Origin of the sequence: Modicisalibacter sp. MOD 31.J, from assembly GCF_020147985.1 — a bacterium.
In the GTDB taxonomy this organism is placed as follows: domain Bacteria; phylum Pseudomonadota; class Gammaproteobacteria; order Pseudomonadales; family Halomonadaceae; genus Modicisalibacter; species Modicisalibacter coralii.
Map to the genome: position 1 here is coordinate 373,101 of NZ_JAGXFF010000001.1, position 15,288 is coordinate 388,388.

Here is a 15,288-nt window from a genome sequence, read left to right on the forward strand (position 1 = left end):
TGATTAGATAATTTAGTTTGATTCACCTTGCCTGGCCAGTGAGACTTGCCGTCAGCGCGGATGGCGAAACCTGTTCGCATCTTACCCGGTTAACGATGGCAAGGAATAATCATGACGCTGGCTCATACTCTGGGGTATCCCCGTATCGGCGCCCACCGCGAACTCAAGCGGGCCGTCGAGGCCTACTGGAAGGGCGAGACCGCCCAGGCCGACCTCGAGGCCGCCGGCCGCGAACTGCGTCAACGCCATTGGCAGGCGCAGCGTGACGCCGGCCTGGATTTCATCACCGCCGGCGACTTCGCCTTCTACGATCAGGTGCTCGACGTTTCCACGCTGATCGGCGCGGTACCGGCACGCTTCGGCCCCGTCGACGGCGAGGTCGATCTCGACACCAGCTTCCGCATGGCCCGCGGGCGGGCACCGACCGGCACCCCCGCGGCGGCCTGCGAGATGACCAAGTACTTCGACACCAATTATCACTACCTGGTCCCCGAACTGCATCGCGGGCAGACTTTCCGGGTGGCCAGCCAGCGGCTGTTCGACGAGGTCGACGAGGCCCTGGCCACCGGCCATCCGGTCAAGGTTGTGCTCACCGGGCCGCTGACCTGGCTGTGGCTGGGCAAGGCCCGGGACGCGGGCTTCGAGCGCCTCGAACTGCTCGATGAACTGGTCGCCGTCTACGGCGAGATCCTCGCCCGACTGGGCAACCAGGGCGTGACCTGGGTCCAGCTCGACGAGCCGGCGCTGGTCCAGGATCTGCCGCGGGACTGGCAGCAGGCCTACGAGTCCGCCTACAACGCGCTGCAGTCGGCGCCGGTCAAGGTGCTGCTGGCCACCTATTTCGGTGACCTGGGCGACAACCTGGGGCTGGCCACTCGATTGCCGGTCGAGGCGCTGCACATCGACTGTGTGCGGGCGCCGGACCAGCTCGAGCGGGTGCTTGACCGCCTGCCGACCTACAAGATCCTCTCGGTGGGGGCGATCGACGGACGCAACGTCTGGCGCGCCGATCTGGCGGCGTTGCGCGAACGCCTGGCCACCGCGCGGATGCGGCTCGGCGAGCGCTTGTGGCTGGCACCGTCCTGCTCGCTGCTGCACGTGCCGGTGGATCTCGCCAGCGAGACGCGGCTCGATCCCGAGCTCAAGGGCTGGTTGGCCTTCGCCCGCCAGAAGCTCGACGAGGTGGCGATCCTGACCCGGCTGCTCGACGGCCGTGGCGACGGCGACGACCATGCCGCGCTCGAGGCAGCCACCGCGGCGCTCGACGCGCGAGGGCAGTCGACGCGGATCCACCAGCCGGCGGTGGCCGAGCGTCTCGCGGCGCTGCGTCCGGCGGACGCCCGCCGCGCCAGTGCCTACCCCGAGCGCGCTCGGGCGCAGCGCGCTCGGCTCGAGCTGCCGCTGTTTCCGACCACCACCATCGGCTCGTTTCCGCAGACCGCCGAGATCCGTGCCGACCGGCTCGCCTTCAAGCGCGGCGAACTCCCGGCGGCCGACTATGAGCGCCGCATGCGCGAGGAGATCGCCCATGTCGTCGAGCGCCAGGAGGCGCTGGGCCTCGACGTGCTGGTGCACGGCGAGCCGGAGCGCAACGACATGGTCGAATACTTCGGCGAGCGGCTCGACGGCTTCGCCTTCACCGATTTCGGCTGGGTGCAGAGCTACGGTTCCCGCTGCGTCAAGCCGCCGGTGATCGTTGGCGACGTCAGCCGCCCGCGGGCGATGACCGTGGCCTGGAGCGAGTACGCCCAGTCGCTCACCGCCAAGCCGATGAAGGGCATGCTCACCGGGCCGGTGACCATCCTGCAGTGGTCCTTCGTGCGCGACGATCAGCCGCGCGAGACCACCTGTCGGCAGATCGCCCTGGCGCTGCGCGACGAGGTCGCCGATCTCGAGGCGGCGGGCATCCGGGTCATCCAGATCGACGAGCCGGCGCTGCGCGAGGGGCTGCCGCTGCGCCAGAGCCAGTGGCAGGGCTATCTCGACTGGGCGGTGAACTGCTTCCAGTTGAGCGCGGCGGTGGCCCGCGACGAGACGCAGATCCATACCCACATGTGCTATTCGGAGTTCAACGACATCATCGCCGCGATCGCCGCGCTGGATGCCGACGTGATCACCATCGAGACCTCACGGTCGGACATGGAACTGCTCGATGCCTTCCAGGACTTCGCCTACCCCAACGAGATCGGTCCGGGCGTCTACGACATCCACTCGCCGAACATCCCCGAGGTCGACTGGATGGTCGCCCTGATGGAGAAGGCCGCCGAGAAGATTCCCGCCGAGCGGTTGTGGGTCAACCCCGACTGCGGGCTCAAGACTCGCGGCTGGGCCGAGGTGGAACCGGCTCTGACCGCGATGGTCGAGGCCGCCGGCGTGCTGCGTCGCCGTCTGGGGTAGCGCGCGCCGCATAGCGTCCATCATCGGTCGTCAAAAGGGCCACCCGCATAGCGGGTGGCCCTTTTTCGGCGACTACCCGGGCCCGGCGACTGGTATGCTTGAGGCGTCACGGATCGATTTTCGTCAGTCTGGAGTTCCTATGCGTCTCAATCCCGTCACCTGTACTGCGGCCATTGTCTCCATCACGCTCGTGCTGGCCGGTTGTGCCACCTCGCCCGCTCCCGAGGTCAAGCGTCCATCGGTCGCCGACCGGACGGTACAGCCGTCGGCGGCGAGCGCTTCCCGGGCGGTCCAGCAGGAGCCTGCCGCAGAGCCGCGGTCGCCACTGCTGCCCTCGGCGTTCTTCGCCGACGGCGCCGAGGACTTCATCGCCTGGCGCTGCACGCCGGCCCAGGACCTGATATCGGCCTTCCCCGACGATCAACTGCGCCTGTGGTCGGCGCAGGGGCATTACCTGCTCGACCGGGCGGTGGTGGCTTCCGGGGCGCGCTACGTCAAGGACGATCTGACCTTCTGGAACAAGGGCAAGGAGGCGGTGGTGACCAGCGACAACGGTCGGCTTACCTGCCGGGAGGACGTCCATCGCCGGACCCTGACCCGGGCCGACCATCCCGAGTCGATCTTTCATGCGCTGGGCAACGAGCCCGGCTGGACGCTGGATCTCGATCGCGATGCCCCGTCGATGACGCTGGTCACCGACAATGGCGAACGTTCACGGACGCTGGACTATCGGCTGGTCGCCCTCGACAACGGCGAGCAGGCCAGCGTCACCCTGCGGGCCGACGGCGCCGCCGAGCCGGTCGCCGTGCAGATGCAGGCCCGCGCCTGCTTCGACGCCATGAGCGGCAAGCCCTATCCGGTACGGGTCAGGCTCCAGGTCGGCGAGCGGGTGTTTCGCGGTTGTGGGCAGGGGATCGAAAGGGCACCGCGTTGATTCGATTTCATCGAATGAGTTGGGGAGTTTTTTGCGATTTTCATTGCAAAAAAACCAAGTAGCATGGGTGGCATCGACGCTTCACTACCGGAGACACGACGATGACCACCCCGACCAAGGTATTGCTGCTCAACAGTTCGATCCTCGGCGACAACGGCCAGTCCCGCGGCCTGGCCGAACACTTCAAGGCGCAGGCCGAGCGCCGCGGCGGCGTGACGATCACCGAGCGCGACCTGGTCGCCGAGCCGCTGCCGCACCTCGACGGTGCCGAGCTGGGCAGCTGGATGGTCGCCGAGGCCGAGCGCGACGCCGACCAGCGTGAGCTGGCCGCGCGGTCCGAGACGCTGCTCGCCGAACTGTTCGCCCACGACGTGATCGTGCTGGCGACACCGCTCTACAACCTGGGGATTCCCACGCAGCTCAAGGCCTGGTTCGACCGCGTGCTGCGCGCCGGGCGGACCTTCCGCTACACCGAGAAAGGCCCGCAGGGGCTGGTCGAGGGCAAGCGTGCCGTGGTGCTGGCGGCGCGCGGCGGCCAGTACGCGGGCACCGAACTCGACTCGCAGACGCCGCACATGACCCACATGCTGGGACTGATGGGCATCCAGGACGTCGAGTTCGTCTATGCCGAGGGGCTGGCGATGGGCGACGAAGCCCGCGAGAGGGCGCTGGGCGAGGCGCGTCAGGCGATCGAGGCCCTCGTCGACCGGCTGTAATTTCTGGTTCTTCGCGGATCGACATGAAACGCTAAGTCACCGCTATGGGGCAAAATTCTCTCCCACGAAAACCGGGCTGGATGGCCCGCTGGCGCATGGGGATTCTTGTGGGAGGGAACTTGTTCCCGATTGACGCCGCAGGCGCCCGGCGTGTCCGGGGGATAGTGCCCGCCGCGATCGCGAATAAATTCGCTTATATGGACCCGTCCCGTTGTGCAAGCCAGCAGCGACGAGACATGAGGTGAGACTGCACGCTTATATCCGGCCTCTTGTGGCGCCTGCGGCGCCGGGCCCTGATGGAATGCGCGCTCTCTGGCCTCTTATCTCCCACACGGCCTCCAACGGGCCTAGCGAATTATCAGTGTGCCAGAGAGCCGGTCTTGCCGACCATGTCATCGAGGCAACTTGCCCGCGCAACCTCGGAAAACGCTTTTCTGTATCCGCTTGCGCTTCTTGCCTTTCTTCCCGTCCGGCCCTCAGATCACCTGGCCCTGAGGCTGATAAGGCCGGCTATGAGCCAGCACGGACCAACAGATACGGGCCAGCTTGTTGGCCAGCGCCACGATCGCCTTGCGTTGGCCCACGCGTGCCGCCAGCTCACAGACCCAACGGGCCAGCCGGTCGGGAGCCGCCTGGCGCTGGAACTGGCGTAAGGCCGCCCGGGCCCCATGCACCAACTGGCGTCGCACCTCGCCGTTGCCCCGTTTGGTGATGCCCTTCAACCGCGCCTTGCCACCACTGGAGAACTGCCGCGGTACCAGACCGATCGAGGCACTGAACTGGCGGCCGTTGGGGAAGCGCCGGGGATCGCCCAGATGGCTCAGCAACAGCGTGGCATTGACCGGACCGATGCCGGGCACGCTCATCAGCCGTTCGGCATCCGACGAGGCCTTGGCCAGTGCCATCAGCTGCTTGTCATAACCCTTGAGCCGCTCGTCCACGTCACGCCATTGGGCGATCAGGTCTTCCAGCAGCAGGCACAGGGCGCTACCCAGTCGCTCGCGGTGTCGCTCGATCAACTCTCGGGCGACGCCCTGGCGAAGCACCGCGTGGCCCTGGGCCACCACGAGTCCGAACTCGCCCATCAGACCGCGCAACTCATTGCCGATCGCCGTGCGCTCGCGAACCAGACGTGTGCGTACCCGATGTATGGCCTGAAGCGCCTGTTGCGCCTCGGTCTTGATGGCCACGTGGGGCGTGGCGGGACGCGCCGCCGCCTCGGCGATCCCCGCCGCATCGCGGGCGTCGTTCTTGTGGCCCTGGACGAAGGGCTTCACGGCCTGGGGCGGCAACAGGAGCGCGTCATGCCCCATCGCGCGGATCTCACGCGCCCAATAATGGGCCGAACCACAGGCTTCCATCGCGACCCGGCACGGCGGCATCTGGCTCAGTGTCAGGCGCAGTTGCTGGCGGCTCACCGACTTGCCGAAGACCTTGCGGCCGTGTGCATCGATGGCGTGCAGTTGGAAGACGTGCTTGGCGAGATCGATACCCACAATGCTAATCTTGTTCATGAATGGACCCTCCTCTCGGGATGCCGTGGGTGCCCCATGCACCGATAGATGGCGTTACAAGCTCATCTTGGCACAAGGGGGGACGGGTCCATTCCATTTCCCACAAGGACAAGCCAACTGGGGGCTGTGGGAGGGAGCTTGTTCGCGATGAATCGCGCCGCATTTCCCAGCATAATGCGATGAACTTAGTTTCTTACCCGCCGACGCCGGGCCTCAGCGCCCGGCGTCGTCGTGTCCGGTGCGCGCCTCGACGAACGTCCGGTGGTCCTGGGCGACACAGTCGGCATAGCTCATCGCGAGCGTCGTCACCATGTCGGTGAAGGCCTCCATGCGGCCCTCCAGACGGCGACAGGCATGCCTGGCAAAGCGCGCCGGCTCGCCGGGATTCAGGGCGCGCGAGCCGCGCAGATGTTCCCGGGCGAGAATCCGTCCCCACTGGCGGACCAGCTTGCGGTAGGCCTTGCCGCCATCGATCTTGTGGGTCGGGTAGTCGGCCTTGAACGGTGAGCGCTCGCGTACCGAGAACACCGTGTCGCCGAGATGCAGCCACCCCAGGTAGATGTCGGGATGTTCGGCGATGGCGCGAAACGCCGCGGCGTGGCGGATCCCCTCGTGGGGGAAGGCCGAGCGCCAGGCACGTTTCTCCGCGCGATTCATCAGTCGCCAGCCTTCCGGCGGCGTCTGCTGCTTGACGTCGAGGATCACGTCGTCGTGGCCATGAGCCTCGTCGGCCTCGATCAGCACGTAGAAGCGCTCCAGTCCCAGCGAGCCGGTGCCTGCATCCAGCCGGCGCGCCAGGTCCTTGACGCGAAAATGCCCGGTGGGGCTCTTGGCGGCACCGCCGGCGAGGGTCTGCGGGTATTCCGTTTCCACCGCCTTGCGCAGCTGACTGGCGCGGTCGGCCGGCAGGTTGGCCAGCTTGTTGGGCCGTTCGGCGAAGCGTCGGCCGTCGGCGTCGCGGCGGGTCCACTTGGCGAGCATGCGCGAGCGGCTCTGCTTGGCGCTGACCTCGCCGAGAAACCCCTTGAGCACGCCCTTGGCGGTGTCCAGGTCGACCGCGCCGGGGATCTCGCCCTCGACATGGCGGGCCAGCTCGGCCTGGTAGTGCTCGAGCAGGGTGGCCACGGCCTTGCGCGTGGCCTTGGCCGAGAGGCCGACATTCTCGCGGGCGTCGAGCACCACGCTGATCGCCAGGCGCCAGACATCGTACTGGTAGTCGCCGATCAGCGCGTCGTCGAAGTCGTCCATGCCGTAGCGCACGCGGTCGTCGTGATGTCCGTAGGCGCCGAAGTTGTAGGCATGGGCGTCGCCCTGCAGCCAGGTCTGGGTTTCGGCGATGCCGCCGAACAGTGCGAAGCGCCAGTCGTGCCAGACATCGTCCCAGTAGAGGTGGTTGGTGCCGCGAAAGAAGCGATAGGGCGATTCGGCCAGCTTGGCGTACTTGGCCTCGCGGTCGGCCTCGGCGAGGTGGGCATTGGCCTGGGTGATGGCGTCCATCACCTGGCGGGGACGATTGTGCTGGGTCAGCGGTTGCGACATGCGGTGCCTTCTCTTGTGACGCGCCGGCGGTGCCGAACGGGATTCACGAATCGATCAGACTAGCATGCCACTGTGTCACGACGATGACGGCGGCGCGACGGCCTCGGCGCGCGTCCAGGGCGGCCGTTCGGCGCGGATGCGGGCCTGCACCGGACAATCCTCGCGGTGGGCGCCGGGCAGGTAGCCGGTACTCATCAGAAACTCGTTGACGATCTCGGGCCCGGTGAAACGGAAGGTGCGCTTGAACAGCTTGACCCAGTCGGCCAGGGCCAGTGGGTGGTGGCTGTCCAGCCAGGCCTGGAAGCTGCCGTGCGTCGCCTGCAGCTCGCGGACCACCCCGGCATTGTGAATGGCGGCATCCACCTTCAGGCGATTGCGGATGATGCCGGCATCGGCGAGCAGTCGGGCGCGTTCGGCCTCGCCGTAGTCGGCGACCCGGGCGATGCGAAAGCCCTCGAAGGCGGCGTCGAAGGCCTGGCGCTTCTTGAGCACCGTCAGCCACGATAGTCCCGCCTGGTTGATCTCCAGCACCAGGCGCTCGAACAGCACGTCGTCGTCCGTGACCGGAAAACCGTACTCGTGGTCGTGGTAGGGGCCATGATGGGGATGGCCGGGGGCCAGGTCGCAGTAGTCGGCCATGTCGGGTTCCCGCGCCGAGGTGAATGAGGCGCCGTGTGTGACGACGCGGCGATCATCGGGCATCATGCCCCAGGACATGGCGTCGGGGAAAGTTGTCCGACGCCCCGCCAGAACCAGGGAGGAGTGAACATGGAATACCTGCACACCATGGTCCGGGTCAGTGACCTCGACGAGTCGCTGCATTTCTACTGCAACCTGCTGGGGCTCAAGGAGATCAGCCGCAAGGAGAGTGAAAAGGGGCGCTTCACGCTGGTCTTCCTGGCCACCCCGGAGGACGAACCGCGGGCTCGCGAGGAGCGCACCGCGATGATCGAGCTGACCTGGAACTGGGACCCCGAGGAATACACCGGCGGGCGTAACTTCGGCCACCTGGCCTATCGGGTCGATGACATCTACGCCCTGTGCGAGCACCTCCAGGCCAATGGCGTAACCATCAACCGCCCGCCGCGCGATGGCCACATGGCGTTCGTGCGCTCGCCGGACGGCATCTCCATCGAACTGCTGCAGAAGGGCGATGCGCTCGAGCCGCAGGAGCCTTGGGCGTCCATGGAGAATACCGGCAGCTGGTAAGCGAAGAGGGGAGAGTCAAGAAATAAGAGCTAAGAGGCTATTGGCTCAAGCTCAGGGAGGAGCCCATGCAACTGGATGAGACCCTGCACGCCGCGTTCCGCCGCGAGGCGGAGCACCTGGATGGCGTCGATCTCGCGGCCTACGAGAAGTACGATCGCGACCCGTGCGAGCCGATCATCGGCCTGGGTCCGCGCGAGGCGCCGATCGGTTTCTTCGGCCGCGATCCGGGCGAACAGGAAGTGCGCTGGGGCGAGCCGTTCATCGGCGCCGGCGGCCAGAAGGTTCGTGAGGGGCTGTATCGGGCGATTCACGGCACGGCGATGCCCGATTTCGCGGCCTCCCGCGAGATCGGCCGGTCGGCGTTCTGGGCCAACACCGTGCCCTACAAGCCGACCGGCAACAAGGCCTGGTCGATGGCCGTCAAGCGCCGCTTCCAGCCGTTGATGGCGGCGGTTCTGATCGACGGCTGGCAGGGGCGGGAGCTGATCACCCTGGGCCGCGAGGCGTTTCTGTGGTTCGGTATCGGCCAGTCGCGCGAGACGCACCAGGCCCTGGAGGCGTTCTGGAAACGCGATGACCGTTTCGAGACTCACCACGACACCACGCTGACGCTGGAAAACGGCCACCAGGCGACCTTCCGGCTGCACCCGCTGCCGCACCCGTCACCGCTCAACCAGACCTGGTACAAGCGCTTTCCGGAGCTGCTGGCGGCGCGGCTCGAATCGCTCGATGCCGCGCGCCGGCTGGGGTGGGCCTGATCAGTCCGGGCGCACGGCCATCCGCCCGCTGCCCAGGAAGATCAAGGTCAGGGCGCCGATCAGGAACATGCCCTGCAGTTCCAGCGCCCAGCCGCCCCGGTCGGTAAGAGCGAGCAGTTGCCCGGTATGTACCAGGGCGATGGCGACGAGCATGTTGCCGGCCATTAGCGCCCCGGCGATGCGCGTCTGCCAGCCGAGGATCGCCATGACCGGCCCCACCACCTCGCCGAGCAGCACGCCATAGGCCAGGAAGGTGGGCAGGCCGTGATCGGCGACGAGCCCCCCGATCCAACTGAGCGTCCCCGGGTTGAGCAGCTTGGCGATTCCGTGCAGGAGTATCAGGCCGCCGACGCCGAGCCTCAGCAGCAGCTTGCCGAGCGCGTCGTTGTGGAGGGCAGAGAGCATCGTATTCCTCGTCGTGGGTGGTGGGCGTAACGCAGGCCCTACTATTCCACGATTGAGGCGCCGGGCCCAGCCGGGGCGATTCCACGCTGACGGCCCGTGTCCTCGGGTAGAACCCCTGGCCATGAATCGCTCGGCCTTGCCGATTCGTCTAGCCGTGACGGTTGGCGATTCGCGCTTTCCGCTCGGCCGCCATTCCGGCCACCTCGACGACATCGAGGCTCAGTGCCAGGTCCTGACTTGCCAGGCCATCTACCGGGAACCACCGGGCGTCCAGTGCGTCATCGCCGGCCACGGGGTCGCCGGATAGCCAGCGACACAACACGGCGATGAGCACGAAGTGCTGTCGAACATTTCCGGATTCGTCGTGATCGAAGACATCGACCGCGGTGAAGGTTTCCAGGGCATCGGCGCGCACGCCGGTCTCTTCGTGGAGTTCGCGTAGAGCCGCGTGTTCCACGCTTTCGCCGAACTCGATCTTGCCGCCGGGAAAGCCCCAGTGGCCGGCATCCGGTGGGTTCTTGCGGCGGACCAGCAGGACATGACCTTCCCGAATGACCGCCGCGATCGTCGCGGGAATGGGGTGGTGAAAAGCCGCTTTCGCCGGCGAGTCGGTGCTGTGTATCACGGGAATTTCCGGTTCGATGATGCGCGATGAATACTCGAAGATCGCCTGTCATGGCCGGCGCCTCAGCCAATGGATGGCTCGCCTTCAAGAAGGCGAGCCGTGGCGTTCGCGTAGCCGTGCCTCGACGATATCGACGAAGGCCCGTGTACGGGGTGACAGGCTTCCCCGACTCGGGTGTATCGCCACGATCTCCAGCGGCGCCGGGGAGAGATCGAGTGGCAGCTCGACGAGATCGCCCGATGCGATGCTCTCCCGGCAGAACTCATGGGGGATGATCGCATAACCGATACCTGCACGCGCGCCGGCGATCAGCATCTGACTGCTGTCGACACGATAGCGGGTCGGCACCTCCAGGGCGATCAACCGACCCTGCCCGTCGACGAAATGCCAAGGGTTGGCCTGCAGTGCGGTCAGCGTCGAGATGCAGGGCAGGTGACCCAATTCCGCGACGCCAGTGGGCCTGCCGTGGCGGGCAATCACCGATGGCGCGGCGACCACACTGCTTCGCATGTTGACCAGTGGGCGAACCACCATGCTGCTGTCGGCCAGCTTGCCCCGGTGATAGCAGATCGACACGTCCACGTCCCTGCGCACCGGATCGAGCGGCGCCATGCTGGTGATGCAGTCGATGGCGATACTCGGGTTGTCGGCGGCGAACTCGGCGATGCTTTCATTGAGCCATTGCACCGCGAACTCGGACGGAATGGCGACCGTGATCCGGCCACTCAGGGTACCGTGACACCCCTTGATGTCATGTTCGACTTCCTCCAGCTCGCCGATAAGATCCTTGGCCCGCTGGTACAGGCGTTGGCCTTCGTCGGTGAGCCGCAGGTGTCGCGTGTTTCTCAGCACCAGTTGATGGGCTAACTGCGTCTCCAACTGCCCCAGGTGTCTCGCCGCCGTCGACTTGGGAATGCCCAGCGCCTTCGCGGCGGCCAGTATGGAGCCCTGTCTGGCGATGGCGACGAAGACTTTGAGGTAATCGAGATTCATGGGCTCAAATCCGGGAAAGTGTTTCCAGTTCCGCCGCGTTGTCAGGGCCGGGGCACGACAGTAGTGTCTTCGGCAAGTCGGCGGCCGGCCTCTTGTACAGCACCCTTGATCGTTTCCTTTGAAAGAGGCTCGACACTATGAGCGACGTTGTCAGCAACCTCGTCGATCCGGATCCCATTGAAACACGCGAATGGCTGGATGCCCTGTCCTCATTAACGCGATGCGAGGGCGAAGAGCGGACGCGTTTCATGATTCATCGCCTGCTCGAGGCGGCCGGTGACAGCGGCGTGTCGTTCGAGGGCGGCTTCGCGACGCATCACCGTAATACCCTATCTCCCGATCAGGAGCCAGGCTATCCCGGCGACCTGACGCTGGAGCGCAAGATCCGCGCGGCGGTACGCTGGAACAGCGTGGCCATGGTGGTGCGCGCCAACGCCAAGGACAAGAGCCTCGGCGGGCACCTGGCCAGCTACATGTCGAGCTGCACGCTCTACGAGGTCGGTTTCAATCACTTCTTTCGGGCCGCGTCCGAGGACTTCGCCGGTGACCTGATCTATTTCCAGGGCCACATCACGCCGGGCATCTATGCTCGCTCCTTTCTCGAGGGGCGGCTGACCGAACGGCAACTGGACCGTTTCCGGCAGGAAGTCGGTGGCGGCGGCCTGTCGTCCTACCCGCACCCCTATCTGATGCCGGATTACTGGCAGTTCTCGACGGTATCGATGGGGCTGGGGCCGATTCAGGCGATCTATCAGGCGCGCCTGATGAAATACCTGGATAACCGCGGGCTACAGCCGCTCCAGCAGCGCAAGGTCTGGGCCTTTCTCGGTGATGGGGAGTGCGATGAACCCGAGACGCTGGGCGCGCTCAATGTGGCGAGTCGGGAACGGCTGGACAACCTGATCTTCGTGATCAACTGCAATCTGCAGCGTCTCGATGGGCCGGTACGCGGCAACGGCAGCGTGATGCGCGAACTGGAACGAACCTTTCGCGGTGCCGGTTGGAACGTGTTCAAGGTGGTCTGGGGCAGTGCCTGGGATCGCTTGCTCCGTGACGACCGCAGCGGCCTGCTGCAGCGGCGCATGGACGAGGCCGTCGATGGCGAGTACCAGAATTTCAAGGCGCAGGGCGGGGCCTACACGCGCGAGCATTTCTTCGGCAAGTACGATGCCCTGGCGGAGCAGGTCGATTCCCTGTCGGACGAGGATATCCAGGGACTGATTCGTGGCGGACACGATCCGGTCAAGGTCCATGCCGCCTACCGGGCCGCAATGGCCTCCGACAACGGCCGGCCCACCGTGGTCCTGGCGCATACCGTGAAGGGCTATGGTATGGGCAGCGAGCACGGCGAGGCAGACATGGAAGCCCACAACATAAAGACCATGACGCCGGAAGGCTTGAAGCAGCTTCGCGATCGCTTCGAGGTGCCGATTAGCGATGAGCAGCTTCAGGACGGCGGCATGCCGTACTACCGGCCGGCGCCGGACTCGCCCGAAATGCGCTATCTCCATGCTTGTCGCGAACGGCTGCATGGCTTCCAGCCCGCTCGACGTACCCACCACGAGACGCTGGTGATTCCCGAGCTCGACGACAAGCCGTTTGCCGCCCAGTTGAAGGGCACGGGCGAGCGCGACGTCTCGACCACAATGGCCTTCGTGCGTGTGCTCAGCGGCTTGACCAAGCACAAGCCGCTGCGCGACAGAATCGTGCCGATCGTGCCTGACGAGGCGCGCACGTTCGGCATGGAAGGCATGTTCCGTCAGCTGGGCATCTATGCCCCGGAAGGCCAGAAATATGAGCCGGCCGATGCCGGGCAGATCATGTTCTATCGCGAGGACCGGGCCGGGCAGATTCTCGAGGAGGGCATTACGGAGTCCGGCGCCATGTCGTCGTGGATCGCCGCAGCGACCTCGCATGCCAATCACGGCACGCTGCTGATTCCCTTCTATGTCTTCTACGCCATGTTCGGCTTCCAGCGCATCGGCGATCTCGCCTGGGCCGCCGGCGACATGATGTGCCGGGGTTTCATGGTCGGCGGCACGGCCGGGCGGACCACCATCAACGGGGAAGGCTTGCAGCATCAGGATGGGCACAGTCATCTGTTCGCGTCGGCGATCCCCAATTGCCGCACCTACGACCCGACCTACGCTTACGAGATAGCCGTCATCGTGCGCCACGGCCTGCGGGAGATGTACGAGCGTGGCAAGGATGTCTTCTTCTATCTGACGGTCATGAACGAGAACTACCCGCACCCCGCCATGCCCGACGGCTGCGAGGAAGGCATCGTGCGTGGCATGTACCTGCTCGATGCCGATGAGGCCGATGACGGTCGCCCTGCCGTTCAACTGATGGGTAGTGGCACCATCCTTCGCGAAGTCGAGGCGGCCGCCGCGATACTGCGCGAGGCGCACGGCGTGGCTGCAGACGTCTGGAGCGTGACCAGCTTCAACGAGCTACGCCGCGACGCCCTCGACTACGACCGTCGACGCTTTCTCGCTCCGTTCGAAGACCATGAGCCCCCCTGGGTGACGCGGCAACTGGCCGATCGCGGTGGGCCCGTCGTCGCGGCGTCCGATTCCATTCGCTTGTATGCCGACCAGATCCGGGCCTGGGTGCCGACGGACTTCCATGTGCTGGGTACCGATGGCTTCGGTCGCTCCGACACCCGCGAAGCGTTGCGACGGTTCTTTGAGGTGGATCGCCATTACGTGGTGGTCATGACGCTCTGGGCCCTGGCCGAACGTGGCGAGATAGCGCCGAGCTTGGTTGCCGAGGCCATGACGCGTTACGGCATCGATCCCGGTATGCCCAGTCCGCTCGTCAGTTGAGCGCGATGGCAAGGCCCGTGCCAGGTGGGCGGGAACAGGACGAGAGGACGAGGAAAGACCGTGGTTGAGAAAAGCTTATACGTACCCGACATCGGTGGCAGCGAGAACGTCGAGATCATCGAGGTGGCCGTCGCCGAGGGCGATGAGGTCAATGCCGAGGATGCGCTGATCACCCTGGAGTCCGACAAGTCCTCGATGGACGTGCCCAGCCCCCACACCGGCAAGCTGGTATCGCTGGCGGTCAAGGAAGGCGACAGCGTCTCCGAGGGTGACCTGATCGGCACCATGGAGATCGAGGGCGGCGACGATGCCGAGCCCGAAGCGGCGGCCGACGAGGAGGCAAACGACGAGCGTGCCGAGGCCGATGAGGCACGTGGCGACAAGGCTGGCAAACCCGAACCGTCTTCGGACGATGGCTCGTCGAGCCCCGAGGCGCAGATGGCCAGCGAGAAACCCCGCGACGGCAAGCTGGTCCACGCCGGCCCGGCGGTGCGCATGCTGGCCCGCGAGCTGGGCGTCGACCTGGTGCAGGTCAAGCCCAGCGGTCCCAAGGACCGCGTGCTCAAGGAGGACGTGCACGCCTACGTCAAGCAGGTGATGAGCCAGAAGCCGGCCGGCGGAGCGAGCGCGGGCGCCGCCCCCGCGGCGGGTGGCTCGGGCATCCCGCCGATCCCCGATCAGGATTTCAGCCAGTTCGGCGAGGTCGAAGAGAAGCCGATGGGCCGCCTGATGAAGATGGGCGCCACCAACCTGCATCGCAGCTGGGTCAACCTGCCGCACGTCACCCAGTTCGACGAGGCCGACATCACCGAGCTGGAGGCCTTCCGCAAGTCGATGAAGGCCGAGGCCGAGGCCCAGGGCGCCAAGCTCACGCCGCTGCCGTTCCTGATCAAGGCCTGTGCGCTGGCACTGCGCCAGTACCCGCAGTTCAACGTCAGCCTGAAGAGCGACGGCGAGACGGTGGTGCACAAGAAGTACGTGCACATCGGCATCGCCGTGGACACGCCGGACGGCCTGATGGTGCCGGTGATCCGCAATGCCGATCAGAAGTCGCTGATCGAGCTTGCCAAGGAGTCCGTGGAACTGGCCAAGAAGGCGCAGTCGAAGAAGCTCAAGCGCGAGGAGATGACCGGCGGCTGCTTCACTATCTCCAGTCTGGGCTCGATCGGCGGTACGGCGTTCACGCCGATCGTCAACGCGCCGGAAGTGGCGATCCTCGGGGTCTCCAAGTCGCAGACGAAGCCGGTATGGGACGGCCAGGCCTTCCAGCCGCGGCTGATGATGCCGCTGTCGCTGTCCTACGACCACCGTGCGGTCAATGGCGCCGATGCGGCACGCTTCACCGCGTATCTGGGTCAGGTGCTCACCGA

12 protein-coding genes and 1 pseudogene are annotated in these 15,288 nt (G+C 65.9%); 7 read left to right on the forward strand and 6 right to left on the reverse strand.

The features are described from left to right. Positions 1-111 precede the first annotated feature (111 nt). The 3 genes from metE (at position 112) to KGR00_RS01690 (ending at position 4,047) form a co-directional block, all read left to right on the forward strand. Positions 112-2,397 (forward strand): 5-methyltetrahydropteroyltriglutamate--homocysteine S-methyltransferase, encoded by a 2,286-nt coding sequence (gene metE / locus KGR00_RS01680; RefSeq protein WP_224417921.1) that lies wholly within the window; start codon positions 112-114, stop codon positions 2,395-2,397. A gap of 139 nt (positions 2,398-2,536) precedes the next feature. Beyond that, positions 2,537-3,331, forward strand: a complete 795-nt coding sequence (locus KGR00_RS01685) for an MliC family protein (protein ID WP_224417920.1) — start codon at positions 2,537-2,539, stop codon at positions 3,329-3,331. Positions 3,332-3,432: 101 nt separating this feature from the next. Then, positions 3,433-4,047, forward strand: a complete 615-nt coding sequence (locus tag KGR00_RS01690) for an NAD(P)H-dependent oxidoreductase (RefSeq protein ID WP_224417919.1) — start codon at positions 3,433-3,435, stop codon at positions 4,045-4,047. A gap of 476 nt (positions 4,048-4,523) precedes the next feature. Here the strand turns inward: KGR00_RS01690 and KGR00_RS01695 are convergent, their stop codons facing one another. From KGR00_RS01695 to KGR00_RS01705, 3 genes are all read right to left on the reverse strand, one after another. After that, positions 4,524-5,561, reverse strand: coding sequence for an IS110 family transposase (locus KGR00_RS01695; protein WP_224424105.1), 1,038 nt, complete (start codon positions 5,559-5,561; stop codon positions 4,524-4,526). Positions 5,562-5,774: 213 nt separating this feature from the next. Next, positions 5,775-7,100, reverse strand: coding sequence for a DUF2252 family protein (locus tag KGR00_RS01700; RefSeq protein ID WP_224417918.1), 1,326 nt, complete (start codon positions 7,098-7,100; stop codon positions 5,775-5,777). Between the two features lie 75 nt (positions 7,101-7,175). Next, positions 7,176-7,739 (reverse strand): DNA-3-methyladenine glycosylase I, encoded by a 564-nt coding sequence (locus KGR00_RS01705; RefSeq protein ID WP_224417917.1) that lies wholly within the window; start codon positions 7,737-7,739, stop codon positions 7,176-7,178. A gap of 129 nt (positions 7,740-7,868) precedes the next feature. On the opposite strand from KGR00_RS01705, the gene gloA reads away from it, so the two are divergent. Both gloA and KGR00_RS01715 read left to right on the forward strand, forming a co-directional pair. Continuing rightward, on the forward strand, positions 7,869-8,309 hold the full coding sequence (gene gloA / locus KGR00_RS01710) for a lactoylglutathione lyase (protein WP_129139451.1): 441 nt from the start codon (positions 7,869-7,871) through the stop codon (positions 8,307-8,309). Between the two features lie 65 nt (positions 8,310-8,374). Continuing rightward, positions 8,375-9,067 (forward strand): uracil-DNA glycosylase family protein, encoded by a 693-nt coding sequence (locus KGR00_RS01715; protein WP_224417916.1) that lies wholly within the window; start codon positions 8,375-8,377, stop codon positions 9,065-9,067. On the opposite strand, the gene KGR00_RS01720 is transcribed toward KGR00_RS01715, so the two are convergent. The 3 genes from KGR00_RS01720 to KGR00_RS01730 form a co-directional block, all read right to left on the reverse strand. Further along, on the reverse strand, positions 9,068-9,472 hold the full coding sequence (locus tag KGR00_RS01720; RefSeq protein ID WP_224417915.1) for a DoxX family protein: 405 nt from the start codon (positions 9,470-9,472) through the stop codon (positions 9,068-9,070). It lies immediately after the preceding gene. Positions 9,473-9,620: 148 nt separating this feature from the next. Further along, a complete protein-coding gene (locus KGR00_RS01725) occupies positions 9,621-10,097 on the reverse strand; it encodes an NUDIX hydrolase (RefSeq protein ID WP_224417914.1) in 477 nt (158 codons plus the stop codon). Between the two features lie 84 nt (positions 10,098-10,181). Then, positions 10,182-11,090, reverse strand: coding sequence for a LysR family transcriptional regulator (locus tag KGR00_RS01730; protein ID WP_224417913.1), 909 nt, complete (start codon positions 11,088-11,090; stop codon positions 10,182-10,184). A gap of 137 nt (positions 11,091-11,227) precedes the next feature. Here KGR00_RS01730 and aceE point away from each other — a divergent pair, with 137 nt between their 5' ends. Next, positions 11,228-13,918 (forward strand): pyruvate dehydrogenase (acetyl-transferring), homodimeric type, encoded by a 2,691-nt coding sequence (gene aceE, locus KGR00_RS01735; RefSeq protein WP_224417912.1) that lies wholly within the window; start codon positions 11,228-11,230, stop codon positions 13,916-13,918. Positions 13,919-13,987: 69 nt separating this feature from the next. Continuing rightward, a pseudogene (gene aceF / locus KGR00_RS01740) lies at positions 13,988-15,288 on the forward strand (dihydrolipoyllysine-residue acetyltransferase); the annotation flags it as partial.

What these genes read in the sequence shown, in the direction of transcription:
- KGR00_RS01700 (WP_224417918.1), bottom strand. Translation starts at nt 7,100, where the DNA reads ATGTCGCAACCGCTGACCCAGCACAATCGTCCCCGCCAGGTGATGGAC.
- gloA (WP_129139451.1), top strand. Translation starts at nt 7,869, where the DNA reads ATGGAATACCTGCACACCATGGTCCGGGTCAGTGACCTCGACGAGTCG.
- KGR00_RS01705 (WP_224417917.1), bottom strand. Translation starts at nt 7,739, where the DNA reads ATGGCCGACTACTGCGACCTGGCCCCCGGCCATCCCCATCATGGCCCC.
- KGR00_RS01720 (WP_224417915.1), bottom strand. Translation starts at nt 9,472, where the DNA reads ATGCTCTCTGCCCTCCACAACGACGCGCTCGGCAAGCTGCTGCTGAGG.
- KGR00_RS01715 (WP_224417916.1), top strand. Translation starts at nt 8,375, where the DNA reads ATGCAACTGGATGAGACCCTGCACGCCGCGTTCCGCCGCGAGGCGGAG.
- aceE (WP_224417912.1), top strand. Translation starts at nt 11,228, where the DNA reads ATGAGCGACGTTGTCAGCAACCTCGTCGATCCGGATCCCATTGAAACA.
- metE (WP_224417921.1), top strand. Translation starts at nt 112, where the DNA reads ATGACGCTGGCTCATACTCTGGGGTATCCCCGTATCGGCGCCCACCGC.
- KGR00_RS01695 (WP_224424105.1), bottom strand. Translation starts at nt 5,561, where the DNA reads ATGAACAAGATTAGCATTGTGGGTATCGATCTCGCCAAGCACGTCTTC.
- KGR00_RS01690 (WP_224417919.1), top strand. Translation starts at nt 3,433, where the DNA reads ATGACCACCCCGACCAAGGTATTGCTGCTCAACAGTTCGATCCTCGGC.
- KGR00_RS01685 (WP_224417920.1), top strand. Translation starts at nt 2,537, where the DNA reads ATGCGTCTCAATCCCGTCACCTGTACTGCGGCCATTGTCTCCATCACG.
- KGR00_RS01730 (WP_224417913.1), bottom strand. Translation starts at nt 11,090, where the DNA reads ATGAATCTCGATTACCTCAAAGTCTTCGTCGCCATCGCCAGACAGGGC.